A 25,014-nucleotide genomic window follows, 5' to 3' on the forward strand; every position below is an offset into this window, starting at 1 on the left:
AGGTTGTTATGAATATTAATGAGATAGCGGAGTTGGCGGGGGTATCAAGAGCCACGGTTTCCCGATATCTGAACAATGGCTATATCAGCGAGGAGAAGAGGGCAGCAGTCAAGAAAGTGATTGATGAGACCGGGTTTGTCCCGTCATCTCATGCACAGACGCTCCGCACGAAGAAGACAAAGCTGATTGGGGTAATCCTTCCGAAGATCAACTCGGAGAGTATCAGCCGGATGGTTGCGGGAATCAGCGGAGTTTTATCGGAGCAGGGCTACAATCTCCTTCTGGCGAATACCGAGAACGATGAAAAAAAAGAGTTGGAATTTCTGCAGCTGTTTCAGGATAACCGGGTGGATGGAATTATTCTGATCGGAACCATCTTCACCGGGGAGCACAAGAAGCTGCTGAAGAGCCTCCGTGTTCCGGTTGTGATCGCAGGACAGCATCTGGAAGGATATTCCTCGGTGTATCATGACGATGAAGCCGCGGCGGAGGCGGTGACTGAGCTTATGATACGAGCCGGCGGGCAGCATTTTGGAATGATCGGAGCGACTCTGCGGGATGAGGCGGTCGGCAGGAAACGAAGAGCAGGATTTCTGAATAGTCTGGAAAAAGCAGGAATCACAGTGGAGGAATCGGCGCTGAAGGAAGCGAAGTTTAATTCAGAATCCGGCTATAAAATGGCCAGACAGCTCATGGAAAACCATCCGGAGACAGATTCCCTGTTTTGTGCGACAGACACGATTGCCGTCGGCGCGATTGAGTATCTGCGCGAGACCGGAAAGAAGATACCGGACGACATTCAGATAATCGGATTTGGTGATTCCAAGATTGCCAGAGTTCTGACACCGAGACTGACGACGGTGCATCTGGCGTATAAGACCAGCGGGGAAGAATCTGCGCGCATGATTCTCGAACTGCTCGCCGGGAAGAACACGGCAGACCGGGAAATGAAGCTGGGATATCGGATCGTGGAGGGAGAGTCGCTGCGATGATTTCTGATAGGATGCATGCCATCTGATTTGCCTTTCGCAAAATATACAATTTTTTTAAAACAATAAAATTTGCCCCTTATAAGTGGCTTAATTCAGGGCATACTATCTCAAAAAAGGAGGAGAAAAGTATGCATGAATATTTACCGATCACAGATGTTTACGCGAGAGAAATTTTAGATTCCCGAGGGAATCCTACAATAGAAGTAGAAGTGCTGGCAGGCGAGCGGAAAGTGGGACGCGCGGCGGTGCCGTCAGGGGCATCCACGGGAAAGTACGAGGCGGTGGAGCTGCGGGACAAGGAGAAAAGATATCAGGGAAAAGGAGTCCAGCGGGCAGTGGAGCATGTGAATCAGAAGCTTGCTCAGGAGCTGATCGGGGCCAATGTATTCGATCAGATCCGCATCGATGCAATTCTGAAAAAGGCGGACGGGAGTGAGAATAAGGCGAATCTCGGAGCCAACGCACTGCTGGGTGTTTCACTGGCAGCCGCGAAGGCGGGAGCCAATGCGAGAAACCAGCCGCTGTTCCGCTATCTGAGCGGTGTGCGCTCTATGCGGATGCCGGTTCCCATGATGAATATATTAAACGGGGGAGCCCACGCGGATAACACACTGGATATTCAGGAATTTATGATCATGCCGGTGGGAGCATGCTGCTTTCGCGAGGGACTGCGCATGTGCACGGAGATCTATCACGAGCTGAAAGCACTTCTGCACACTCACGGGCTGAATACCTCGGTGGGAGACGAAGGGGGATTTGCGCCGGATCTTCCCAACGCGAAGGAGGCACTCAAGTTTATTGCAGATGCTGTGCGGGCAGCAGGATATGAGCTGGAGCGGGACATTGTCTTTGCGATGGATGTGGCGGCGTCGGAGCTGTATGACCGGGACTTTAAAAAGTATGTCTTTCCTGGAGAGAGCAGGATGCAGGGGCATCAGGTGGTCAGATCGGTGGAGGAACTGATCGATTATTATGAGGATCTGGCATCGGAATTTCCAATCCGGTCTATCGAAGATCCGCTGGATGAGGAAGATTTTGAGGGTTGGGAACTTTTGACGACCAGACTGGGAAATGATCTCCAACTTGTGGGGGATGATCTGTTTGTGACAAATATTGCCCGTCTCCAACAGGGCATCGACCGGGCAGCAGCCAACGCCATTTTGATCAAGGTCAATCAGATCGGCACGCTGACAGAAGCCATCGAGGCGATTGAACTGGCAAAAAGTGCGGGATATCAGACCATCATATCCCACCGATCCGGCGAGACAGAAGATACCTTTATCGCCGATCTGGCCGTAGCGGTGAATGCCGGGCAGATCAAGACCGGAGCACCCTGCCGCGGTGAGCGGACCGCGAAGTATAATCAACTGCTTCGGATTGAGGAGAAGCTGGGGGAGATGGCGCGGTACGAGAATCCGTTTTTGGGGTTCGGAGAACGATAGGGAGCAGGTACGGCAATATCAGAAAGCACAGTGGGAATGGAATCAGTGTATGCACCGATTCCGTTCCCGCTTTTTTTTGACGAATTTCACATGTTGAATCACCTTACCTGGAGGACACGGTATTGGATTGTACAGAAAAAAGTACAAGAGGAAAACAAAAAACACAGAAAATATGTTGACCAATTCAAAATCTTATGATAAGATTTGAAAATCAAATACTTTGAGAGCCAAAGTATTTTAAAGTCAAATTAAAAGATGGAGATTTCAAATGATAGGAAAGATACGAGGAACCGGATCTTTCGTCCCGCCGAGGACTCTGGATAACAACGATTTATCCGGGATGGTCGAAACAAACGATGCGTGGATACGAGAGAGAACCGGTGTGGTTCGACGGCATATAATAGAAGAGGACAATACGGTCAGCATGGCGGTGAAGGCTGCCAGAAATGCTTTGGAGAACAGCCGGATTGCTCCGGAAGAGATTGACTTGATCATAGTATCGACCATTTCTTCCAATGTAGTTCTCCCCTGTGCGGCCTGTGAGGTACAGAAAGAAATCGGCGCGGTGAACGCGACGTGCTTCGATCTGAATGCGGCATGCACAGGTTTCGTTTTCGCATATAACACGGCGCAGGCATACATTGCAGGCGGAATCTACAAAACGGTGCTGATCATCGGAGCGGAGAGCCTCTCCAATCTGGTGGACTGGCGCGACAGAGGAACCTGCATCTTGTTCGGAGATGGCGCAGGAGCGGCCATACTTCAGACGGAAGAGGGAGAGTCCTTCCCGGTGATTTCACATTCCGACGGCACAAAAGGCGGGGCGCTTACCTGCGAAAGCAGACATACGAAAGTATATGCGAACCTGTCCGGAATAGAAAAGAAAGACATCACCTTCGCTTCGGGGGATCCGACATACATGCACATGGACGGGCAGGCGGTTTTTAAATTTGCAGTGCGCAAGGTGCCGGAGGCGGTAAATGAACTGCTCGCGGCGGCGCAGCTCGAGACGGAGGATATCGATTATTTCCTTCTCCATCAGGCCAACAAAAGAATTGTGGAGGCTGTTGCAAAACGACTCCACACAGGAATTGAAAAATTCCCGATGAATCTGGATGAGTATGGAAACACATCGTCCGCAAGCATCGCGATTCTGCTGGATGAGATGAACCGGTCCGGGAAATTGATCGCCGGTCAGAAGCTTGTGATGACAGGCTTCGGTGCAGGGCTGTCCTGGGGGGCAAGCCTGCTGGTGTGGTAGGAAACGATCAAAAGTAGATGCGGGAGCATGACCCCGATGGGTAAAAGCTCAGCAGAGACAGTGGTAATGACCGGTTCGCCGGATTACATAACATGTACGAAGGTGAGATCCGCCGCAGGTGGAAAGAACCTTGGTACCTACGCAGTGTCCATTCGGACAGAGTCCGGATTCGAAATGACACTGCTCAATAAGAAGAAAATAAACCCATATTAAAGGAGAAAAGACATGTTAGAAAAAATTCAGGAATTAGTAGCAGAGGGATTAGGCGTAAATGCATCAGAGGTAGTAGAGACAGCAAACTTTAAAGAAGATCTCGGAGCAGACTCTTTAGATTTATTCGAATTAGTAATGTCACTGGAAGAAGAATTTGGCGTTGAGATCCCTACAGAGGACTTAGAGAACATCGCAACAGTAGGCGATGTAATCAAATACATCGAAGCACACAAATAAGAATTATCAGATTCATTCATATAACGCATTCCAAACAGCAGACATCGATCTGCTGTTTTGGAAATTAAAACATAGAAATCAAAACACAACTATTCAGGACAGCAGACCATAGACCCGTTTGCTTTGCGAACTATTCGCTGCAAGCAGCTTCTGTCTGAGGTTTACGGCCGTTCCGGCCTATATAAGATTCATAATAAATCCCTTAGCGAGTAAACTCACACGAGTTTTATTATGAATCTTATGCAGTCCTGAATAATTACAAAACAACAGGGAGGCTGTCATATGCAGACAGAAATTACAAAATTACTAGGAATCGAATATCCAATTGTACAGGGCGGTATGGCCTGGGTCGCTGAATATCATCTGGCAGCAGCCGTATCAGAAGCCGGCGGTCTGGGATTGATCGGATCGGGCGGTGCACCGGCAGAGTGGGTGCGTGAGCAGGTAAGAGAAGCGAAGAAACTGACAGACAAGCCCTTCGGTGTCAATGTCATGCTGATGAATCCGGAATCGGACAAGATCGCGCAGGTATTGGCAGAAGAAGGCGTAAAAGTGGTTACAACAGGAGCTGGTTCTCCTGAGAAATATATAAAGATGTGGAAGGACGCTGGCATGAAAGTCATTCCGGTAGTCGCAAGTGTGGCTCTCGCAAAACGCATGGAGCGCTGCGGCGCGGATGCGGTCGTGGCAGAGGGATGTGAGGCAGGCGGACACATCGGTGAAAATACAACAATGGTACTGGTTCCACAGATCGTGGATGCAGTGAACATCCCGGTGATCGCGGCCGGAGGAATCGCAGATGGCAGAGGTGTTGCAGCGGCATTTATGCTGGGCGCCCAGGCAGTACAGCTGGGAACGCATTTTGTGGTGTCCAATGAGTGTGTGGTACACGACAATTACAAAAAAGCGATCATCAAGGCAAGAGATATTGATTCCAGAGTCACGGGAAGAACAATCGGACACCCGGTACGTGCTCTCAGAAACCAGATGACAAACGAGTACATTAAGCAGGAGAATGCAGGTGCTACCGTGGAAGAACTGGAACTGCTGACACTGGGCGGACTCCGTAAGGCAGTGGTTGAGGGAGATGTGACGACTGGGAGTGTTATGGCAGGACAGATCGCAGGTATGGTAAAGGAAGAGATGAGCTGCCAGGAATTGATTCAGAAGCTGATGCGTGAGGCGTCAGAGCTGCTTGGAGGAAAAAGATTTGAGTAAGATTGCATTTTTATTCCCGGGACAGGGCGCGCAGAGTGCCGGAATGGGAAGGGATTTTTATGAGACAAGTGAGATAGCACGCCGGATTTTTGACAAGGCGTCAGAGCTGCTTGGATTTGATATGAAGGAATTATGCTTTGAGGAGAATGATCGTCTCGATCAGACGGAGTACACACAGGCGGCGCTTGTGACGACATGTCTGGCGATGGCAAAGGTTGTGGAGGAGCAGGGGCTTACACCGGATGTGACGGCAGGCCTGAGTCTTGGCGAATACTGTGCCATTCAGATGGCAGGTGGAATGAGCGTGGAAGATGCCATCACCACCGTCAGAACCCGCGGAATCCTGATGCAGAACACGGTGCCGGCAGGTGTGGGCGCCATGGCAGCAATCCTCGGAATGGACAGTGAGGCGATCGAGGGCGTGATCGCTGATCTGGAGGGTGTGACTGTTGCAAATTACAACTGCCCGGGACAGACTGTAATCACCGGATATACCGAGGCAGTGGAGAAGGCAAACGAGGCACTTCTGGCAGCAGGAGCAAAACGTGCGGTGATGCTGAAGGTCAGCGGACCGTTCCACTCACCGCTTCTGAAAGAAGCAGGGGTGAAGCTGGGAGAGGTCCTCGCAGATGTCGAACTGAGTCCGCTGAAGATTCCTTATGTGACCAACGTCACAGCGGAATATGTCAAGGATATCAGCGCGACAAAAGAGCTGCTTGCAGAGCAGGTGGCGTCTTCGGTGCGCTGGGAGCAGAGCGTTCGCGCCATGCTTGCAGACGGAGTCGACACCTTCGTGGAGATCGGTCCGGGAAGAACGCTGGCAGGATTCATGAAGAAGATCAGTCGGGACGTGAAAATGGTGAACATTCAGAGCGTGGAAGATCTGGGCAAGATTGCGGACTTAATATAAGAAAACTTTCATTACATTTAACTGAGATATAGCCTCCGGCGGATTGCAGAGCTGACAGCCGCTCGCAGCAATTATGCTGGAGCATAATTGAAAAAATCAAGAGTAATAAGAAACCATTCAGGAAAGTTAAAAAGAGGTGGAACATGTTTGAAGGAAAGATAGCGGTTGTTACCGGCGCATCCCGTGGAATCGGGAAAGCCATCGCTCTGAAGCTGGCGAAAGAGGGCGCGGCAGTAGTCATTAACTACAATGGCTCAAAAGAGCGTGCTGACGAAGTGAAAAAAGAGATCGAAGAAAACGGTGGAAATGCAGAAGTCATGCAGTGTGATGTATCAGATTTTGGAGCATGTGAAGCATTTTTTAAGGAAGTGACCGCGAAGTTCGGCCGGGTGGATATTCTGGTCAATAATGCGGGAATCACGAAGGACGGACTGATGATGAAGATGTCTGAGGCAGATTATGATGCAGTGCTGAACACCAACCTGAAGGGAACTTTCAACTGCATCCGTCAGGTATCAAGACAGATGCTGAAGCAGCGCAGCGGACGAATCATCAACATGTCTTCTGTATCCGGTGTGCTGGGCAATGCAGGGCAGGCAAATTACGCGGCGTCAAAGGCTGGCGTGATCGGGCTGACCAAGGCGGCGGCCAGGGAACTGGCATCCAGAGGCATCACAGTCAATGCGATCGCGCCTGGATTTATCGACACAGAGATGACAGAGGTTCTGTCAGATACGGTAAAAGAGGCATCTGTGGCACAGATTCCTCTCGGAAAGTTTGGACAGACGGAAGATATTGCGGCAGCGGCAGCATTTTTGGCTTCGGAGGATGCAAAGTACATCACCGGTCAGGTGCTTCACGTTGACGGCGGCATGGCAATGTAAAGGAGTGGATTATGAAGAGAAGAGTGGTAGTAACAGGACTTGGTGCGGTGACACCAATTGGAAATACAGTAGAAGAATTTTGGGCAGGAATCAAAGAAGGCAAGGTCGGTATCGGACCGATCACCAAATTTGATGCGTCAGAATACAAAGTGCGGATCGCGGCGGAAGTCAAAGACTTTGTTGGAAAAGAACGGATGGATTTCAAGGCTGCGAAGAGAATGGAGCTGTTCTCACAGTATGCAGTAGCGGCGGCAAAAGAAGCATTTGAGGATTCTGGAATCGACATGGCGCAGGAAGATGCGTTTCGCGCAGGTGTGATCGTAGGATCTGGAATCGGAAGTCTTCAGACCATTGAGCAGAACTACACTAAGATCGTGGAAAAGGGACCGAGCCGTGTGAATCCGCTGATGGTACCTCTGATGATCTCCAACATGGCAGCGGGCAACGTCTCCATTCAGCTTGGCCTGAAGGGAAAATGCACCAACGTGGTGACCGCATGTGCATCCGGAACAAACTGTATCGGGGATGCGCTCCGTGCCATCCAGTACGATGATGCGGATATCATGGTGGCTGGCGGAACCGAGAGCTGCATCTGTCCGACCGGAGTGGCCGGATTTGCAGGACTTACCGCGCTTTCTACCACAAACGATAATCCAATGAGAGCCTCTATTCCATTTGACAAGGACAGAAACGGATTTGTTCTCGGCGAAGGGGCGGGTATCGTTGTACTGGAAGAGTTAGAGCACGCGAAAAAACGTGGAGCGACCATCTATGCAGAGCTGGTGGGCTACGGCGCAACCGGAGACGCTTACCACATTACTTCCCCGGCAGAGGACGGAAGCGGTGCAGGAATGGCGATGAAGCTGGCGATGAAAGAAGCGGGCGTGGAGCCGAAGGACGTGGATTATATCAATGCCCATGGAACCAGCACACACCACAATGATCTGTTCGAGACCAGAGCAATCAAGTATGCGTTCGGCGAAGACGCGAAAGGTCTTGTCATCAACTCTACAAAATCCATGATCGGGCATCTGCTGGGAGCGGCAGGCGGCGTGGAATTTGTGGCGGTTGTGAAGTCTATCATGGACGGTTTTGTACACCAGACAGTGGGAACTACCACGACGGAGGAAGAATGTGATCTGAACTACTGTATCGGCGCTCCGGTGGAGATGGATGTGCAGTATGCAATGAGCAACTCTCTCGGCTTTGGCGGACACAATGCAACTTTGCTGGCGAAAAAATACGTGGATTAATCAGACGGATATAGGAGGTCTTAACCGTGAAATTTGAACAGGTTTTACAATTAGTGGAGGCAGTCTCAGACTCTTCCCTTACAGAATTTAAATACGAGGAAGATGGCGTAAAAATCTCTCTGAAACGTGAAAAAGAGCAGGTGGCTGTGCCCATGACGGGAACTGTGATGGCTGGAAATATGATGCCGGCGGCACAGGGAATTATGACGGGTATGCCCATGGTGAACGGAACGATGGCAGGGATGCAGATGGCGAATGGAGCAGCGGCAGGTGCTGAAATGACAGCAGCCGGGAATGCACAGCAGGCGGCACAGATGTCAGGGCAGGAAGTGAAAACCACGGCAGAGCCGGAGGGGCAGATCGTAACCTCACCGCTGGTGGGAACATTTTACACGGCATCCTCCACAGATGCGGATGCGTTTGTGAAGGTTGGCGATGTGGTGAAAAAGGGGCAGGTCCTCGCAATCGTAGAAGCCATGAAGCTTATGAACGAGATCGAGAGCGAGTTTGACGGAACCGTGGCGGAAGTCCTCGTGGACAATGCATCGGGCGTCGAGTACGGACAGCCGTTGTTCCGCATTGTATAGAAAACATGATGTTCCCAGAATTAGGAGAAAATAAGATGAACAGTTTAGATATTAACCAGATTAAAGAAATCATTCCTCACAGACATCCGTTTTTACTGGTGGATTATATTGAAGATTATGTGGCGGGCGAGTATGCCATCGGCTACAAATGTGTGACCTACAGAGAGGACTTTTTTGCGGGACATTTCCCACAGGAGCCGGTGATGCCGGGAGTACTTACGGTGGAGGCACTGGCGCAGGTAGGCGCGGTCGCGATTCTTGGAAAAGAAGAGAACAAAGGAAAAATCGCATATTTCGGCGGAATTAACAAGTGCAAGTTCAAAGGCAAGATTATTCCGGGAGATAAAGTGAGACTTGAGACGAAGATCATCAAACAAAAAGGACCGGTCGGTGTCGGCGAGGCAGTGGCCAGTGTGGATGGAAAAGTTGTTGTGAGCGCAGAGCTTACATTTATGATCGGATAGGAGTAGGGCATGTTTGAAAAAGTGTTAATTGCAAACCGCGGCGAGATTGCGGTTCGTATCATCCGCGCCTGTCGTGAGATGGGAATCGAGACCGTGGCGGTGTATTCGGAGGCAGATAGAGAAGCACTCCATACCCAGCTCGCAGATGAGGCGGTCTGTATCGGACCTGCGCCATCGACCGAGAGTTATCTGAGCATGGAGCGGATCATCAGTGCGACCATTATTTCAGGGGCAGATGCCATACATCCGGGGTTCGGTTTCCTGTCGGAGAACAGCAAGTTCGCGGAGCTGTGTGCACAGTGTAACATCACATTTATCGGGCCAAGCGCGGAAGTGATGCGCAGAATGGGACACAAATCTCAGGCCAGAAACACCATGATCGAGGCAGGGGTTCCGGTGATTCCGGGAAGTACGGAGGCCATTTACGATGCAAAGACCGGTGCACAGATCGCAGCGGGAATCGGTTATCCGGTCATCGTCAAGGCAGCGCTCGGCGGCGGTGGAAAAGGCATGCGTGTGGCAGAGACGCCGGAAGAGTTTGAAAATGCGTTCAACACTGCGCAGACAGAGACGAAGGCAGCCTTCGGTGACGACACCATGTATATTGAACATTTCGTGCAGAATCCAAGACATATCGAGTTCCAGATCCTGGCGGACAATTATGGCAATGTGATCCATCTGGGAGAGCGTGACTGTTCCGTACAGAGAAATCACCAGAAGATGATCGAAGAATCTCCTTCTGTGGCAATCTCGCAGGAGTTGAGAGAGCGGATGGGCGAGGCGGCTGTAAAGGCGGCGAAAGCGGCGGAATACACCAATGCCGGAACCATCGAGTTTCTTCTGGAAAAAAGTAACAACTTTTACTTTATGGAGATGAACACCCGAATCCAGGTGGAGCATCCGGTGACCGAGTGGGTGACGGGCGTGGATCTGATTAAAGAACAAATTCGAATCGCGGCGGGCGCACATCTTTCACTGACACAGGATGACGTGAAGATCACAGGTCATGCCATCGAGTGCAGAATCAATGCGGAGAACCCGGCGAAGAACTTCCGGCCGAGCCCTGGAACCATCCGGGACATGTATCTTCCGGGCGGGAAGGGCGTGAGAATCGACTCCGCGATCTACAGCGGATACACGGTTTCGCCGTACTACGATTCCATGCTGGCTAAGCTCATCGTTCACGCGAAGAACCGTGACGAGGCGATCAAGAAGATGCGGAGCGCTCTGGGAGAGATCATCATCGAGGGAATTGACACCAATGTGGATTACCAGTACGAAATCTTCAATAATCCGCAGTTTATCAGTGGAGATATCAACATTGAATTTATTAACCAGCTGAATGCCTCGGCTGCGGAAACGAATCATGAATAATGAAAATATCCCCTGGATTCAACAGGGGATATTAGGATATAGTCGAGAGATCAAAGAAAAATGATCGGAAACAGGTAAGGAGACACACATGAAATTGCATAACATGTTTAAAAAGACAAATAAAAGTGGATACATTTCGATCCGGAACACAAAGCCGGAAGTGCCGGAAGGTCTGCTTCGCAAATGTAATAAATGCGGGGCTGCAATCATGGCAGACGATGTAAAAAAAGGATTCTACATTTGTCCAAAATGTGGGGGATATTTCCGCGTACATGCCTATCGCAGAATCGAGCAGATCGTAGACGAAGGAACCTTCGAGGAGTGGAATCATGATCTTGTTACCACGAATCCGCTGGAGTTCCCGGGGTATCAGGAGAAAATGGAGGCCCTTCAGGAGAAGACCAGACTTCAGGAGGCCATTGTCACCGGGGCCGGATGTATTGACGGGGAAAAGACCGCAATTGGTGTGTGTGACGGCCGTTTTCTGATGGCGAGCATGGGTGAGGTCGTGGGTGAGAAGATTGCCCGTATGGTAGAACGTGCTACAAAAGAGCGGATGCCGGTCATTATATTCGCATGCTCTGGTGGGGCAAGAATGCAGGAGGGCATCGTGTCCCTGATGCAGATGGCCAAGACGTCGGCTGCGCTGAAACGTCACAGTGATGCGGGGCAGTTGTTTATTTCGGTGCTGACCGATCCGACCACCGGCGGCGTGACCGCAAGCTTCGCCATGCTGGGAGACATTATCCTTGCAGAGCCAAAGGCTTTGATCGGGTTTGCCGGTCCGCGTGTGATCGAGCAGACCATCGGACAGAAGCTGCCAAAGGGATTTCAGCGTTCTGAATTTCTTCTGGAGCACGGTTTTGTGGACCGGATCGTGAAGCGCGAAGAAATGAAGGAAGAACTTGCCCGGATTCTGAAACTGCACAGGAAACCGGAGCAGCACGAACTGGATCGTATGAATGCGGGGACAATAGATGCCGCGGAGAAGATCATGTCGGAGTATGATGTGGAAACGTCTGAAGCGGCTGAATCCGATAAAAATGCAGAAGCGTCTGCAGAATCCGGAAAAGGCGCAGAAATGTCTGCCGGATCGGAAAAGGCGTCGGAAATGTCCGCTGGATTTGCGAGAAATGCAGAGGAGACCGTGCAGACCATGGACATTACGAGAAAAGCTGCAAATGCCTGGGAGCGTGTACAGCTTTCCCGCCAGAAGGACCGTCCGGTGGGAGAGGAATACATCGAGACCATGTTCACTGACTTTGTGGAATTTCACGGAGACCGCCTTTACGGGGATGATGAGGCAATCATCGGCGGTGCAGCCAGATTCGGCGGCATGCCGGTAACGGTAATTGCCCAGGCGAAGGGAAGAACCACAAAAGAAAACATAGAGCACAACTTTGGTATGCCGTCACCGGAAGGCTACCGCAAGGCGCTTCGTCTGATGAAGCAGGCGGAGAAGTTCAACCGTCCGGTCATCTGTTTTGTAGACACACCTGGAGCCTTCTGCGGACTGGAGGCAGAGGAGCGTGGCCAGGGTGAGGCCATCGCGAGAAATCTGTATGAGATGTCAGGGCTTACCGTCCCGGTGCTCTCCATCGTAATCGGCGAGGGCGGAAGTGGCGGCGCGCTTGCCATGGCAGTGGCGGACGAGGTATGGATGCTGGAAAACTCTGTTTATTCCATCCTGTCACCGGAAGGCTTTGCGTCTATTCTCTGGAAGGACAGCAAGCTGGCGAACCAGGCAGCTGAGGTCATGAAACTGACGGCTGTGGATCTGAAGGAGATGGGAATCATTGAAAAAGTGATTCCGGAACCGGAGATTCTGACAAAGCATACCCTGTATCAGGTGCGCAAGGTGATGGAGACAGAGATCACACGTTTTCTGGATGACTACACAGGTATGACAAAAGAACAACTGACAGAACATCGTTACAAGAGATTCCGTGCTATGTAATTCATGGAGAAAGAGAGTATATTATGAAATTATCCCCATTAATGATTGGAGACAAGTCAGCTGCGGTTCCTGTGATTCAGGGCGGAATGGGAGTCGGAATCAGCCTTGGGGGGCTGGCCGGCGCTGTGGCAGCAGAAGGCGGAGTGGGAATCATTTCCACTGCGCAGATCGGATTCCGGGAACCAGATTTTGAGACGAACCGGGTTCTCGCAAATGAGCGTGCCATTGCGGCAGAATTTCGAAAAGCGCGGGAGATCGCGCCGGAGGGCATCGTCGGATTTAACATTATGGTGGCGCTGAAGGATTATAAGAGCCATGTGAAGGCGGCGGTAGATGCCGGTGCAGACCTGATCATCTCGGGAGCCGGACTTCCGACGGAACTTCCGGGGCTTGTGGCGGGATCACAGACGAAGATTGCTCCCATTGTATCCACGGATAAATCGGCAAAAGTCATCTTGAAATATTGGGACAGAAAGTTTCAGAGAACTGCAGATCTGGTCGTCATCGAGGGACCAAAGGCAGGCGGTCATCTGGGTTTTAGCATGGAACAGCTTGAGGAGTATGATGTGCCGGCGTACGAGGCGGAGATTCACAAGATTCTGGAGACCGTGGCAGCCTACGGAGAGAAGTACCAGTGTCACGTTCCGGTGGTCATCGCCGGGGGGATCTATGACGCAGACGACGTACAGCATGCGCTGGAACTTGGGGCAGACGGTGTGCAGGTCGCGACCCGTTTTGTGACTACCACAGAGTGCGATGCGGATGAAAACTACAAAGAGTCCTATATCCAGGCAAAGGAGGAGGATATCGTGATTGTGAAAAGTCCGGTGGGAATGCCGGGACGCGCCATCTTGAATCCTTTTATGAAACGTGTTAAAGTAGAGGGGAAAGTATCCCATTCCCCATGCCATGGATGTCTCGCCAGATGCAAGCCGGCGGAGATCCCGTACTGCATTACCGACGGGCTGGTCAATGCCGCGGAGGGAAATGTGGATCAGGCACTGCTGTTCTGCGGAGCCTATGCATACAGAGCGACAAGAATCGAGACGGTGCGCGAGGTGATGGATTCGCTGACAGGAAGATAAACAGGAAGAAAGCGGCAAAGCGGATTTTTATGAACCTCCGGTGGAGCGGCTCGCAGATGAGGAGAATAAGAAAACGTGAATGCACATGACATGATCAATGATGTACTGGTTCATTTATTTAATGAAATATGGGAGCTGGAAGCAGATGCCATCATAACAGAAGAATTTAAGGATATCAGCAACAACGATATGCATATCATTGAAGCAATCGGGCTCACAGGTGACCGCACCATGTCCCAGGTGGCAAAGCTTCTGAACATTACGGCGGGATCGCTGACCACTTCAATGAACAGTCTTGTCAACAAGCAGTATGCCATGAGGGAGAGAAGCGACAAGGACAGACGGGTCGTGTTCATCCGTCTGACACCGAAAGGAATCAGGGCATACAATCACCACAAAGAGTTTCACGAGCAGATGACGGACGCTGTGATCCAGAGCTTAAAAACAGAGGAGATTGATGTGCTGATAAAGACACTGGACAGTCTGCGCACGTTCTTCCGACAGTATCAGAATCCAGCAGAGCAAAATCCGAAGACCCGGGCAGCAATTGGCGACAGCAGATCCGAATGATAAAATCAGAACGACAGAGTCAAAGCGGAGGGCCGCAGTCAGCTTTGCGGTATGTCTGATAAGGTTAAAATAATAAATGAAGACAGCAGATCACGACATGAGTTCAACGGGGCTGCTGCACTGAGAATAAATCATATAAGACATTGTATCATATGATACCGGAAGCGTCTGTACCACGTATGAGATATACTGAGTGCAGCAGCCCTGATTTTGTAACTTTAGTGTTGCATATTGCAACAAAAGATGATATGCTTTCTACATAAGAAAAGATTTAAAAGAGACCGTTGTTCAAAGGAGGGGATATCATGAAAAGCAGATTTGCGGAGAATCTTTCGGCAATCAGAAGAGCCTGGGGGTTTACACAGAGCGAGATGAGTGAAAAGCTTGGTATATCCAGATCAGCTTATGCCTGTTATGAGATTGGAAAGAGATCACCGGATCTGGATATGCTGTATAAGATATCCATTGTTCTGCATGTGTCATTGAATGAACTGATGGGGCAGGAGGATCTCGAGATGCCCAGTGTCATCCGGGAGGCGCGGGCAGTTTATAAGGCACAGCCTATGGAGTTTTCGCTGGAAGAGTACCTGCAGCTCCCGGATTTTGGAGATTACGAGCTGGTGGAGGGAAAGCTGGTGAGGAGGAATGCCGCCTCGGACACACACCAGGAACTGAGCCTTCAGCTCAGCATGGAGCTTTTTGCGTTCATTAAAAAGAAGAAGGGAAAGTGCAAGGTCATACCGGCCCCCTTCTGTGTGGTTCCCAGTGAGGCAGATGGCATCGTGCTCCAGCCGGACATTTCGGTGATCTGTGACCTGAATCTTCTTCGGGGCGGGATGTGCTATGGCGCACCGGATCTGATCATGGAGATTGTCTCACCCGGGAATGCGTCCTATGATTATTTTGAAAAAACAAGATTATATCATAAGTACGGTGTGAAAGAATACTGGATCGTGAATCCGGAGACGCAGCAGATTACGATATATAACATGCAGGAGGGAGCATTGGCACCGGTTACGAAGACATTTTCACAAAAAGTTTCCTCGGTTGCCCTAAAAGGGTTTACAATAAACATAGGCAGGTTATTGCAGGAATATAATGCACGCTATGAATCAGAATAAGGAGGTAGCAGTATGTATGAGCAGGAAGCAGCAAAATTACAGCAGATTATCGATGACAGTGACAATATCGTCTTTTTCGGGGGCGCGGGAGTGTCCACCGAGAGCAACATTCCGGATTTCAGAAGTGCGGACGGTATCTATCACCAAAAGTATAAATACTCTCCGGAGCAGGTGGTCAGCCACAGCTTTTTTATGCAGCATACAGAAGCGTTCTATGAGTTCTATAAGGAGAAGATGATGATTCTGGATGCCAGACCGAACAAGGCGCATCTGAAGCTGGCAGAGCTGGAGCGGGCCGGAAAGCTGCGGGCGGTTGTCACGCAGAACATCGACGGGCTTCATCAGGCGGCGGGAAGCCGGTGCGTCTATGAACTGCACGGCAGCATCATGAGAAACTACTGTCAGAAGTGCGGGAAGTCTTATGACGCGGAGTATGTGAAGCAGTCTGAGGGGATTCCCCGCTGTGCGTGCGGGGGTGTCATCAAGCCGGACGTAGTGCTCTATGAGGAGGGGCTGGACTCGGGCGTGATTCAGGGCGCAGTCCATGCAATCAGTGAGGCGGACACTCTGATTATCGGAGGGACGTCACTGGTGGTCTATCCGGCGGCCAGCTTTATCGATTATTTTAACGGCAGACATCTGGTGGTGATCAACAAATCGGACACCGCGAAGGCAGTGCGTGCGGAACTCAGTATCTCAGCACCGATCGGAGAAATCATGGGGCGGATTACGGTTTAATAGAAAGAAAAGGGAAAAAATATGGAAAAACAATACAGGCAGCTAAGGCCTTATCAGGGAGTGATTCTGCTCCTGCTTAGTCTTGTTGTAATCTTTTGGATCAGCCCGCTTCTGAGTATACGGCTCGGATTGTATGGAACATTTTTAGGGGAACTGCTGCTGCTCGGACTTTCCGTGCTGGTGGTCGTGGCGTTCGGTGGAAGTCTGCGGGCGAATCTTCCAATTCGCAAGCCGACAGCTGCGGGAGTATTTGGCACGATTCTTCTCTGGCTTGGAACCTTTATGGGCGTAATGATCCTTACGTTGGCGATCACGGCTGCATTTCCGCAGGAGATGATGGGAACCAGTTCCGCGCTTGGGGAGGCATTTACCAGTGTTCCATTTCTGCTGTCCATGTTCATCGTGGCCATCACTCCGGCTATCTGTGAGGAGGCTGTGTTCCGGGGCGTGGTTCTTCACAGCTTCAAACCACTTCGCAGCAAGTGGCTGATCATTGTTCTGACCGGAATTATATTTGGTGCATTTCATGGCAGCATCTGGCGTTTTGTGCCGACGGCACTTCTGGGGATGATGCTGGGCTATCTTATGATGGAGACGGACAACATGGTCTACAACGGACTGTTCCACTGCATCAACAATGCTGTCCCCATTATCCTGCTGTATGCGGTGCAGGGAGTTTACGCTGGTATGAGCACGGGAGATATGACCTCGGAGATGGACTCCATGTCAATTCTTGCACTGGGGGTTTATGTGATGTACGGCGCAGTGATTCCCTTCAGCATCTATGTGGGCAATTATCTGATTCACAGAGGTGTGCCGGGATATCGGCAAAAGCTGTTTCCTTCCGGGAAACCGTGGATTATCATTCTGCTGATTCTTCTGACGGCTGCGTTCATTCTGGCAGGACTGATTGTGATCGTGGTAGCGCTGGTCTCTCAGCCGGGGATTTTGGAGGAGACTATGGACAATATCGCCCGGTCAGCAGGCTCCGTGATTTTTGGATAAACGGGGGTACAGCAGGCTCCGTGATTTTTGGATAAACGGGGGTACGGCAGGCTCCGTGCTTTTTGGGATAAACGAAGGTGCAGCAGGCTCCGTGATTTTCGATAAACGAAGGTACGGCAGGCTCCGTGCTTTTGGATAGACGAAGGTACAACAGGCCACCGGGCAGATATCGGAAAGGTGGATTTTGTTCCCGGCGGATGGGACGAATATGGATTGGGCCATAGAATAAAAACGAATAAGGAATGTGTGATAAGAGATGTATGATAAATTAACCAAAAAGGATATAGAAAAAATCGAGGCGGAAATCGAGCACCGCAAGCTAGTCGTCCGCAAGGAGGCAATCGAGGCGGTCAAGGAGGCGAGAGCTCACGGGGATCTGAGCGAGAACTTCGAGTATCATGCGGCGAAAAAAGATAAGAACCAGAACGAGAGCCGTATCCGTTATCTGGAGAGAATGCTCAAAACCGCCATTGTGGTAAATGATGAGTCCAGGGAGGATGAGGTCGGTCTGAACAATACGGTCACGGTCCATTTCGAGGAAGACAATGAGGACGAGACTTACAAATTAGTCACGACCGTGCGCGGCAATTCCATGGGCGGTCTGATCAGCATTGAATCCCCGATCGGCAAGGCAATCCTCGGTCACAAGGTGGGAGAAAAAGTGAAGGTGAAGGTCCGTGATGATTACAGTTATTTTCTCACCATCAAGAAGATTGAGAATACGGTGGACGATGGAAGTGATAAACTGAGGAGTTTTTAGTGGGGAAATAACACCACTTAGTTTTGAACATTGGGGAAATATGGACGATTGGCTGATCATAGATAGAATCGAAGATGTCATTGTCGGCAAAAGTATTCCCTACGACTACGAAAAATCAAAATTTTAGATTTGTTGATGTTCTTCAGGGCAGCGTATTTTGTTGGTTATTATGACGAATAATCTGCTTGAAAACGAGAAAGTTCGAGAAGAAATTAACAATGCTTGCGTCTTGAAAACAGGGATGTTATACTTAAGACTAACACGTACTGATTGCAAAGGGGAACACCTGAGTGAAAAGGCGCACAGACTTTATCGTAAAATCAGGGGTATTATACCCTTTTTAAAATCTGCGCCAAAAGGTGCAGATTTTTTTATATAATAGGAAAATCCTTTGGATTTGCTATTATATAAAAAAAGAAAGTGCGAAAGAATAGAAAATGTACGCGATACTGATGCGAGGCAGCGCATAGAAAGGAGAGTACATGGAGACAAGAATTGCATTACTCGGAATTATTGTGGAAAACAATGATTCTGTGGAACAGCTGAACCGCCTGCTGAGTGAATACGGAACATATATATTTGGCAGAATGGGCATCCCGCATAAAGAGAAAAACGTGAATGTCATCAGCATTGCCATGGATGCGCCCAATGACATCATCAGTGCATTGTCCGGAAAGCTGGGGATGCTTCCGGGAATCAGCACGAAGACAACCTATGCCAAGATATAAGGAGTAATTATGAGACAATGGATTGATAAGCTGAGAGCGACAGGTGAGCTTTCGAGAGAAGAGTGGACAGCACTGATTGAAGGGCGCACCCCCAAACTGGCAGAGTATCTGTTTGCACAGGCAAGGGAGGTCCGACACATACATTATGGCCACGACATTTACATTCGCGGTCTGATAGAATTTACAAATTACTGCAAGAATGACTGCTTGTACTGCGGTATTCGAAAGAGCAATGAGAAGGCGAACCGGTACCGTCTCAGTCTGGAAGAAATCAAGGACTGCTGCAGGGCGGGATATGATCTGGGCTTTCGCACCTTTGTGCTGCAGGGGGGCGAGGATGGTTATTATACGGATGAGCGGATGGAAGAAATCATTCGGACAATCCGAAGCGGCTATCCGGATTGTGCCATCACCTTGTCAGTGGGCGAGAGAGAGCATGAGAGCTACCAGCGGTTCTTTGACGCGGGGGCAGACCGTTATCTTCTCCGCCACGAGACTTACGATGCAGAGCATTATGGCAAACTGCATCCGGCGGGAATGACAGCGGAGCACAGGCAGAACTGCCTGTGGGATTTGAAGCAGATCGGCTACCAGGTGGGAACCGGGTTCATGGTGGGTTCGCCATTCCAGACACCGGAGAATCTGGCCGATGACATGCTGTTTTTGAAAAAACTGAATCCGCAGATGGTTGGAATCGGGCCCTTTATCCCCCATCACGACACCCCGTTTGCGGACAGAGACGCAGGAACACTGGAGCTGACGCTGTTCATGCTGGGACTGATCCGGCTGATGCTGCCAAGAGTCTTGCTGCCGTCGACAACGGCACTTGGAACCATCGATCCGAAAGGCCGGGAACTGGGAATACTGGCGGGAGCAAATGTGGTCATGCCGAACCTTTCACCGACCGATGTGAGAAAAGATTATGCCCTCTACGACAACAAAATCTGTACCGGAGATGAGGCGGCAGAGTGCAGGATGTGCATGGAGCGGCGGATGAAATCCATCGGGTACGATGTAGTGGTATCGCGGGGCGATTCCCTGGTATAGTGTACTGTCGCGCTCATATCTAGCTAAACTACACAGTACACTAGCGCCTCGCTGAAATCTGGAGAAATTACACAGGTATCCTGAAACAATAAATGTCAATTGAGAGAAAAAGGAGAAAAAAGAAAATGTACGATCCAAAATCAAAAAAAGCAGAAGAATTTATAGACAATGACGAAATATTAGAGACACTGGCATACGCAGAGGCCAACAAAGAGAATATCGAACTGATTGATTCCATTCTCGAGAAGGCAAGACTGAGAAAAGGTCTGACCCATCGTGAGGCGTCCGTCCTTCTGGCCTGTCCAATTGAGGAGAAGAACGAAGAAATGTTCGCACTGGCCAAACAGATCAAGAAAGATTTTTACGGAAACCGTATTGTTATGTTTGCACCATTGTATCTGTCAAACTACTGTATCAACGGATGCACCTACTGCCCGTATCATCTGAAGAACAAGCACATTGCCCGCAAAAAGCTGACACAGGAAGAGGTGCGTCAGGAGGTTATCGCACTGCAGGATCTGGGACACAAGCGTCTTGCCATCGAGTCAGGTGAGGACCCGATCAACAACCCGATCGAGTACATTCTGGAATGCATCAAGACCATTTACAGTGTACATCACAAAAACGGTGACATCCGTCGTGTCAATGTCAATATCGCGGCCACCACAGTGGAGAACTACCGCAAGCTGAAGGATGCCGGAATCGGAACGTATATCCTGTTCCAGGAGACCTATCACAAGGAGAGCTATGAACAGCTTCATCCGACAGGACCGAAACACGATTACGCGTACCATACAGAGGCGATGGACCGTGCCATGGAAGGTGGAATTGACGATGTAGGCTTAGGCGTACTGTTCGGTCTCGACAAATACCGTTACGAATTTGCTGGCCTGCTGATGCACGCAGAGCATCTGGAGGCAGCACAGGGGGTCGGTCCGCACACCATTAGCGTACCAAGATTATGTAACGCAGATGATATCGAAAAAGATACATTTACAAACGGAATCGACGATGACATTTTCGCGAAAATCGTCGCTTGTATTCGAATCGCGGTGCCATACACCGGCATGATCGTGTCCACAAGAGAGAGCCAGAAGTCCCGCGAGCGTGTGCTGAACCTTGGAATCTCCCAGGTCAGCGGCGGATCTAAGACCAGTGTAGGCGGTTATGCCGAGCCGGAGCCAGAGGAGGACAATTCTGCACAGTTTGATGTGACAGACCAGCGTTCACTGGATGAAGTCGTGAAATGGCTGATGGAATTAGGCTATATTCCAAGCTTCTGTACCGCGTGCTACCGCGAGGGCAGAACCGGAGACCGTTTCATGTCCCTGTGCAAGAGCGGACAGATCCAGAACTGCTGCCATCCAAACGCATTGATGACACTGAAAGAATATTTGATGGATTACGCTTCACCGGAGACAAAGGCAATTGGAGATGCATTGATCGAGAAAGAGGCAGAAAATGTGCCGAATGAAAAGGCACGCGCAGTGGTAAAAGAAAATCTCCGCCTGATCGAGCAAGACAACAGAAGAGACTTTAGGTTCTAACCTAGCAGGGAGGAATACGTATGAGTTTAAATAACACTCCAAGTGCAGACCGCGTCCACATCGGAATCTTTGGGAAACGGAATGCAGGAAAATCAAGCATCATCAATGCCATCACGGGCCAGAGGCTCGCGATTGTATCGGACATCAAAGGAACGACGACAGACCCGGTGCTCAAAGCTATGGAGCTTCTCCCGCTGGGCCCGGTGGTGGTGATCGACACGCCGGGACTGGATGACGAGGGCAAGTTAGGTGAACTGCGCGTCCAAAAAGCATATCAGATTCTGAACAAAACAGACATTGCAGTTCTTGTGGTGGATGGAACTGTTGGAATGACGAAAGAGGATGACGCCATTTTAGACCGGATCAAGGCAAAGCAGATTCCCTATGTGATCGTCATGAACAAGTCAGATCTGGCAAAAGAGGAAGTGGACTCCAAAATCCGGGACAACACGATCTGGGTCAGCACAACACATAAAAAAAACATCAATGAGCTGAAGGAACTGATTGCCGCGCAGGTGAAGACGGAAGACTTGACGATGAAAATCGTGGGAGATCTTCTGGAGCCGAACGACCTGGTCGTGCTGGTGGTTCCGATTGACTCTGCCGCACCGAAGGGGCGCCTGATACTGCCGCAGCAGCAGACCATAAGAGACGTACTGGAGGCGGGAGCAGTATCCGTTGTGGTGAGGGAGACGGAGTTGAAGCAGATGTTAGCCTCTCTCGGAAAGAAGCCGAAGCTGGTGATCACAGACAGTCAGGCCTTCGAGCAGGTGGCAAAAGATGTGCCGGAGGATGTGCTTCTGACGTCTTTCTCCATTCTGTTTGCCCGCTATAAAGGAAATCTGGCGGCCGTGATTCAGGGCGCGCGGGCACTCGACAAGCTTCAGGACGGGGATACGGTTTTGATCTCGGAGGGCTGTACCCACCACCGTCAGTGCGAGGACATCGGGACCGTGAAACTCCCCGGATGGATCAAGCAGCACAGCGGGAAAAAGCTCTATTTTGAATTTTCCAGCGGAACAGAGTTTCCGACAGACCTGTCGCCTTATAAACTGATCCTGCACTGCGGAGGCTGCACTCTGAACGAGCGGGAGATGAAATACCGCCTCAAATGCGCTGAAGACCAAAATATTCCGATGACCAACTACGGTATTGCAATCGCGCACATGAAAGGGATTCTGGAGCGGAGCGTGGAAGTATTTGCAGAGATATAAGCGGAGAGAATACGGAGGATTTCTTTTTGATTACTACAATTTTATTTGATTTAGATGAGACGCTATTTGATTTTCATAAAGCAGAAGCAATCGCATTGAGCAAGACACTGACCCAGCTGGGAGTGGAAGCAAGCCAGGAGAATATTGCGTTGTACAGCGCCATCAACAAAAAGCACTGGGAGATGCTGGAGGAGGGCAGAATCACCCGCGCACAGGTACTTCTGGGCAGATTTGATGAACTGTTCGCGACGCTGGGCGCTGACTGTCAGAGCACACAGGCGCAGAAGATATACGAGCATCAGCTGGGAATCGGTCACTACTTCATACCGGGAGCACCGGAACTGCTGCAGGGGCTGACAGACCAGTATGCTCTGTACATTGTGTCCAACGGTACGGCTTCTGTGCAGGAAGGGCGGATCAAAAGCTCCGGAATTGCCCCACTGTTTCGGGAAATATTTATCTCTCAGAAGATTGGCTATAATAAGCCAAGAAAAGAATTTTTCGATTACTGTTTTGCGCGGATTCCAGACTTCTCGAAGGAGAAGACCATCATCATCGGGGACAGCCTCACATCCGATATGAGAGGCGGAAACAATGCGGGAATCAGAACATGCTGGTTCAATCCCCGGGAAGATGAACGGATAGATGGCATACATATTGATTATGAAGTACAGAAGCTGGAACAGATTCCGGCGTTGCTAAAGGAGATATAAAACATGGAACTGATACTGGCATCCGCATCTCCGCGGAGAAAAGAATTGCTGGAACAGCTGGGCCTGACATTTGAGATCATCCCGGCACAGGGGGAAGAGATCATCAGAAGCACGAAACCGGACAGGGTGGTGCAGGATTTAGCCCTGCAAAAGGCACAGGAAGTGGCGGCAGGAATACTGAACCGGTACTATATCGGCGAAAAAGAACTGAACAGGGAGACTATGATTCTGGGTGCCGACACCGTGGTGGCAACGGCCGATACCATTCTCGGGAAACCGGCGGATGAGAGAGAAGCCGAGGGGATGCTGATGACGCTGCAGGGGCGTACACATCAGGTTTACACCGGAGTCTGTGCCATCACTATTTTCCAGAAAGACAGGAAACCGCAGGACGCCAGGATAATAAACTTCAGCGAAAAAACAGACGTGACCCTGTTTCCCATGACACAGAAGGAAATCCGGGACTATATCCGGACCGGAGATCCACTGGATAAAGCGGGAGCTTACGGAATCCAGGGGATTTTCGCGAAACATATTGAGAAGATAGATGGGGACTATAATAATGTAGTCGGCCTTCCCATCGGCAGGCTGTGGCAGATGTGTCTCAGGAAAGAAGAGGGCAGCAAATATCAGATGTGAGATGACTCCCACCTCTATAGGTGGTGAGTAACAATTTAGTATTAGTGGTGGGAGTCAATCCCCCATCTGATATACGCTCCGCGAGGATGTGCAGAGATTCGGTCCGCTTTGCACCGGTGAACAAAAAAACAGTAAGGAATAAAGGCAAGAGAAAAGCCCCCGCTTCAGGCGATAATACGCGTGAAACGGGGGCTTTGAGTTACAGTTCATAAAATTACGGCAGTAAAAATGTATACATCAAGACGAAATGACACATGCTCCCACCCATTACGAACAGATGAAAGATCTCATGGCTTCCAAAGTTTTTATGCTTCGTATTGAAAATCGGTAGCTTCAGCGCATAAATAACGCCGCCTACTGTGTAGATGATTCCGCCTGCCAGCAGCCAGCCGAAAGCGGCCGGGGACAGGGCGTTCAAGATCTTGGTAAATGCGAGGACGCAGATCCAGCCCATTCCGATGTAAAGCACAGAGGACACCCACTTCGGGCAAAATACCCAGAATGCCTTAAACAGAATACCGATAATTGCGATGCCCCACACGAGCGCCAGAAGGATATGTCCGGTGCGTCCGCCAAGGACAAGCAGGCAGATGGGCGTGTAGCTTCCGGCAATCAAAACGAAGATCATCATATGATCCAGCTTCTTGAGGAGGGTATTCATCTTTTCCGAAAGATCAAAGGAGTGGTATGTGGTGCTGGCCGCATATAATAGAATCAGGCTGATTGCGTAGATAGTCAGCGAGATGATATAGATGCTGCCGGGTTCATGTGCGGCTTTGATCAGCAACGGAACTGCTGCGAAGATTGCCATCAGCATTCCGATGAAATGAGTGATTGCACTTCCGGGGTCTTTTAAATGTCTGTTCATAATATATTCCTCCAATACTACTAAAAATCGACATGTAGTTTTCAAAACTACTTATTGCATATGCTCATATTACAACTATGGAGAGAAGAATGCAAGGAATTTTGAAAAAAAGATTCATAATAAGATTCATAATAAAACAGATAAACATTTGTTGAGGCTTGCATTATCCAATAAACCATGATATGAT

At 50.1% G+C, this 25,014-nt stretch carries 26 protein-coding genes; 25 read left to right on the forward strand and 1 reads right to left on the reverse strand.

All coding sequences use genetic code 11. The features are described from left to right. Positions 1-8: 8 nt before the first annotated feature. The 25 genes from BUB85_RS05655 (at position 9) to BUB85_RS05775 (ending at position 23,959) form a co-directional block, all read left to right on the forward strand. Positions 9-992 (forward strand): LacI family DNA-binding transcriptional regulator, encoded by a 984-nt coding sequence (locus BUB85_RS05655; protein ID WP_073106680.1) that lies wholly within the window; start codon positions 9-11, stop codon positions 990-992. Between the two features lie 128 nt (positions 993-1,120). After that, positions 1,121-2,434 (forward strand): phosphopyruvate hydratase, encoded by a 1,314-nt coding sequence (eno, locus tag BUB85_RS05660; RefSeq protein WP_073106683.1) that lies wholly within the window; start codon positions 1,121-1,123, stop codon positions 2,432-2,434. A gap of 268 nt (positions 2,435-2,702) precedes the next feature. Further along, positions 2,703-3,695: a beta-ketoacyl-ACP synthase III gene (locus tag BUB85_RS05665; RefSeq protein ID WP_073106686.1), complete on the forward strand. Its 993-nt coding sequence runs from the start codon at positions 2,703-2,705 to the stop codon at positions 3,693-3,695. 36 nt (positions 3,696-3,731) lie between these two features. Continuing rightward, positions 3,732-3,908, forward strand: coding sequence for a hypothetical protein (locus BUB85_RS21415; RefSeq protein WP_159434618.1), 177 nt, complete (start codon positions 3,732-3,734; stop codon positions 3,906-3,908). A 12-nt stretch (positions 3,909-3,920) separates the two neighbouring features. Next, a complete protein-coding gene (locus BUB85_RS05670) occupies positions 3,921-4,145 on the forward strand; it encodes an acyl carrier protein (RefSeq protein ID WP_073106689.1) in 225 nt (74 codons plus the stop codon). Positions 4,146-4,427: 282 nt separating this feature from the next. Next, positions 4,428-5,363: an enoyl-[acyl-carrier-protein] reductase FabK gene (gene fabK, locus BUB85_RS05675; protein WP_073106693.1), complete on the forward strand. Its 936-nt coding sequence runs from the start codon at positions 4,428-4,430 to the stop codon at positions 5,361-5,363. After that, the gene (gene fabD / locus BUB85_RS05680; protein WP_073106696.1) at positions 5,356-6,273 is read left to right on the forward strand and encodes an ACP S-malonyltransferase; all 918 of its coding nucleotides are present in this window, start codon (positions 5,356-5,358) and stop codon (positions 6,271-6,273) included. The genes fabK and fabD overlap by 8 nt, the downstream gene beginning before the upstream one ends. Before the next feature lie 143 nt (positions 6,274-6,416). Further along, on the forward strand, positions 6,417-7,157 hold the full coding sequence (fabG, locus tag BUB85_RS05685; RefSeq protein ID WP_073106699.1) for a 3-oxoacyl-[acyl-carrier-protein] reductase: 741 nt from the start codon (positions 6,417-6,419) through the stop codon (positions 7,155-7,157). Positions 7,158-7,168: 11 nt separating this feature from the next. Then, the gene (gene fabF / locus BUB85_RS05690; RefSeq protein WP_073106703.1) at positions 7,169-8,410 is read left to right on the forward strand and encodes a beta-ketoacyl-ACP synthase II; all 1,242 of its coding nucleotides are present in this window, start codon (positions 7,169-7,171) and stop codon (positions 8,408-8,410) included. Positions 8,411-8,436: 26 nt separating this feature from the next. Further along, positions 8,437-8,997, forward strand: coding sequence for an acetyl-CoA carboxylase biotin carboxyl carrier protein (accB, locus tag BUB85_RS05695; protein WP_073106705.1), 561 nt, complete (start codon positions 8,437-8,439; stop codon positions 8,995-8,997). A 35-nt stretch (positions 8,998-9,032) separates the two neighbouring features. After that, complete coding sequence (gene fabZ, locus BUB85_RS05700; protein WP_073106708.1) at positions 9,033-9,461, forward strand: 3-hydroxyacyl-ACP dehydratase FabZ; 429 nt, start codon at positions 9,033-9,035, stop codon at positions 9,459-9,461. A gap of 9 nt (positions 9,462-9,470) precedes the next feature. Further along, on the forward strand, positions 9,471-10,835 hold the full coding sequence (locus tag BUB85_RS05705) for an acetyl-CoA carboxylase biotin carboxylase subunit (RefSeq protein WP_073106711.1): 1,365 nt from the start codon (positions 9,471-9,473) through the stop codon (positions 10,833-10,835). Between the two features lie 88 nt (positions 10,836-10,923). Further along, positions 10,924-12,792 (forward strand): acetyl-CoA carboxylase carboxyltransferase subunit alpha, encoded by a 1,869-nt coding sequence (locus BUB85_RS20950; RefSeq protein WP_084533927.1) that lies wholly within the window; start codon positions 10,924-10,926, stop codon positions 12,790-12,792. Positions 12,793-12,815: 23 nt separating this feature from the next. After that, positions 12,816-13,877: an NAD(P)H-dependent flavin oxidoreductase gene (locus BUB85_RS05720; protein WP_073106714.1), complete on the forward strand. Its 1,062-nt coding sequence runs from the start codon at positions 12,816-12,818 to the stop codon at positions 13,875-13,877. A 90-nt stretch (positions 13,878-13,967) separates the two neighbouring features. Continuing rightward, positions 13,968-14,447 carry a MarR family winged helix-turn-helix transcriptional regulator gene (locus BUB85_RS05725; protein ID WP_408607069.1) on the forward strand — a complete coding sequence of 160 codons (480 nt, stop codon included), beginning with the start codon at positions 13,968-13,970 and terminating at the stop codon, positions 14,445-14,447. A gap of 305 nt (positions 14,448-14,752) precedes the next feature. After that, positions 14,753-15,568: a Uma2 family endonuclease gene (locus tag BUB85_RS05730; RefSeq protein ID WP_073106720.1), complete on the forward strand. Its 816-nt coding sequence runs from the start codon at positions 14,753-14,755 to the stop codon at positions 15,566-15,568. Positions 15,569-15,580: 12 nt separating this feature from the next. After that, positions 15,581-16,306 carry an NAD-dependent protein deacylase gene (locus tag BUB85_RS05735; protein ID WP_073106725.1) on the forward strand — a complete coding sequence of 242 codons (726 nt, stop codon included), beginning with the start codon at positions 15,581-15,583 and terminating at the stop codon, positions 16,304-16,306. 21 nt (positions 16,307-16,327) lie between these two features. Continuing rightward, a complete protein-coding gene (locus BUB85_RS05740; RefSeq protein ID WP_073106728.1) occupies positions 16,328-17,311 on the forward strand; it encodes a type II CAAX endopeptidase family protein in 984 nt (327 codons plus the stop codon). A 256-nt stretch (positions 17,312-17,567) separates the two neighbouring features. Then, complete coding sequence (gene greA / locus BUB85_RS05745) at positions 17,568-18,071, forward strand: transcription elongation factor GreA (RefSeq protein ID WP_073106731.1); 504 nt, start codon at positions 17,568-17,570, stop codon at positions 18,069-18,071. A 482-nt stretch (positions 18,072-18,553) separates the two neighbouring features. Beyond that, positions 18,554-18,799 carry a TM1266 family iron-only hydrogenase system putative regulator gene (locus BUB85_RS05750; protein ID WP_073106734.1) on the forward strand — a complete coding sequence of 82 codons (246 nt, stop codon included), beginning with the start codon at positions 18,554-18,556 and terminating at the stop codon, positions 18,797-18,799. 9 nt (positions 18,800-18,808) lie between these two features. Further along, positions 18,809-19,846: a [FeFe] hydrogenase H-cluster radical SAM maturase HydE gene (hydE, locus tag BUB85_RS05755; RefSeq protein WP_073106737.1), complete on the forward strand. Its 1,038-nt coding sequence runs from the start codon at positions 18,809-18,811 to the stop codon at positions 19,844-19,846. 125 nt (positions 19,847-19,971) lie between these two features. Beyond that, positions 19,972-21,393 (forward strand): [FeFe] hydrogenase H-cluster radical SAM maturase HydG, encoded by a 1,422-nt coding sequence (gene hydG / locus BUB85_RS05760; protein WP_073106740.1) that lies wholly within the window; start codon positions 19,972-19,974, stop codon positions 21,391-21,393. Positions 21,394-21,413: 20 nt separating this feature from the next. Next, the gene (gene hydF / locus BUB85_RS05765) at positions 21,414-22,607 is read left to right on the forward strand and encodes a [FeFe] hydrogenase H-cluster maturation GTPase HydF (protein ID WP_073106743.1); all 1,194 of its coding nucleotides are present in this window, start codon (positions 21,414-21,416) and stop codon (positions 22,605-22,607) included. Positions 22,608-22,633: 26 nt separating this feature from the next. Further along, on the forward strand, positions 22,634-23,320 hold the full coding sequence (locus BUB85_RS05770; protein WP_073106747.1) for a YjjG family noncanonical pyrimidine nucleotidase: 687 nt from the start codon (positions 22,634-22,636) through the stop codon (positions 23,318-23,320). 3 nt (positions 23,321-23,323) lie between these two features. After that, positions 23,324-23,959, forward strand: a complete 636-nt coding sequence (locus BUB85_RS05775) for a Maf family protein (RefSeq protein ID WP_073106750.1) — start codon at positions 23,324-23,326, stop codon at positions 23,957-23,959. Between the two features lie 214 nt (positions 23,960-24,173). On the opposite strand, the gene trhA is transcribed toward BUB85_RS05775, so the two are convergent. Continuing rightward, positions 24,174-24,827, reverse strand: a complete 654-nt coding sequence (trhA, locus tag BUB85_RS05780; protein ID WP_073106757.1) for a PAQR family membrane homeostasis protein TrhA — start codon at positions 24,825-24,827, stop codon at positions 24,174-24,176. Positions 24,828-25,014: the final 187 nt, after the last annotated feature.

Source organism: Hespellia stercorisuis DSM 15480 (assembly GCF_900142165.1).
Lineage (GTDB): Bacteria > Bacillota > Clostridia > Lachnospirales > Lachnospiraceae > Hespellia > Hespellia stercorisuis.

Bases quoted from the DNA above. Each gene is read 5' to 3' on its own strand.
- eno (WP_073106683.1), top strand. From the start codon at position 1,121: ATGCATGAATATTTACCGATCACAGATGTTTACGCGAGAGAAATTTTA.
- BUB85_RS05665 (WP_073106686.1), top strand. From the start codon at position 2,703: ATGATAGGAAAGATACGAGGAACCGGATCTTTCGTCCCGCCGAGGACT.
- BUB85_RS05720 (WP_073106714.1), top strand. From the start codon at position 12,816: ATGAAATTATCCCCATTAATGATTGGAGACAAGTCAGCTGCGGTTCCT.
- BUB85_RS05735 (WP_073106725.1), top strand. From the start codon at position 15,581: ATGTATGAGCAGGAAGCAGCAAAATTACAGCAGATTATCGATGACAGT.
- BUB85_RS21415 (WP_159434618.1), top strand. From the start codon at position 3,732: ATGGGTAAAAGCTCAGCAGAGACAGTGGTAATGACCGGTTCGCCGGAT.
- hydF (WP_073106743.1), top strand. From the start codon at position 21,414: ATGAGTTTAAATAACACTCCAAGTGCAGACCGCGTCCACATCGGAATC.
- fabF (WP_073106703.1), top strand. From the start codon at position 7,169: ATGAAGAGAAGAGTGGTAGTAACAGGACTTGGTGCGGTGACACCAATT.
- BUB85_RS05725 (WP_408607069.1), top strand. From the start codon at position 13,968: ATGATCAATGATGTACTGGTTCATTTATTTAATGAAATATGGGAGCTG.
- fabK (WP_073106693.1), top strand. From the start codon at position 4,428: ATGCAGACAGAAATTACAAAATTACTAGGAATCGAATATCCAATTGTA.
- BUB85_RS20950 (WP_084533927.1), top strand. From the start codon at position 10,924: ATGAAATTGCATAACATGTTTAAAAAGACAAATAAAAGTGGATACATT.
- BUB85_RS05655 (WP_073106680.1), top strand. From the start codon at position 9: ATGAATATTAATGAGATAGCGGAGTTGGCGGGGGTATCAAGAGCCACG.
- fabZ (WP_073106708.1), top strand. From the start codon at position 9,033: ATGAACAGTTTAGATATTAACCAGATTAAAGAAATCATTCCTCACAGA.
- trhA (WP_073106757.1), bottom strand. From the start codon at position 24,827: ATGAACAGACATTTAAAAGACCCCGGAAGTGCAATCACTCATTTCATC.
- hydG (WP_073106740.1), top strand. From the start codon at position 19,972: ATGTACGATCCAAAATCAAAAAAAGCAGAAGAATTTATAGACAATGAC.
- BUB85_RS05775 (WP_073106750.1), top strand. From the start codon at position 23,324: ATGGAACTGATACTGGCATCCGCATCTCCGCGGAGAAAAGAATTGCTG.
- BUB85_RS05730 (WP_073106720.1), top strand. From the start codon at position 14,753: ATGAAAAGCAGATTTGCGGAGAATCTTTCGGCAATCAGAAGAGCCTGG.
- BUB85_RS05705 (WP_073106711.1), top strand. From the start codon at position 9,471: ATGTTTGAAAAAGTGTTAATTGCAAACCGCGGCGAGATTGCGGTTCGT.
- BUB85_RS05670 (WP_073106689.1), top strand. From the start codon at position 3,921: ATGTTAGAAAAAATTCAGGAATTAGTAGCAGAGGGATTAGGCGTAAAT.
- BUB85_RS05750 (WP_073106734.1), top strand. From the start codon at position 18,554: ATGGAGACAAGAATTGCATTACTCGGAATTATTGTGGAAAACAATGAT.
- BUB85_RS05740 (WP_073106728.1), top strand. From the start codon at position 16,328: ATGGAAAAACAATACAGGCAGCTAAGGCCTTATCAGGGAGTGATTCTG.
- hydE (WP_073106737.1), top strand. From the start codon at position 18,809: ATGAGACAATGGATTGATAAGCTGAGAGCGACAGGTGAGCTTTCGAGA.
- fabG (WP_073106699.1), top strand. From the start codon at position 6,417: ATGTTTGAAGGAAAGATAGCGGTTGTTACCGGCGCATCCCGTGGAATC.
- greA (WP_073106731.1), top strand. From the start codon at position 17,568: ATGTATGATAAATTAACCAAAAAGGATATAGAAAAAATCGAGGCGGAA.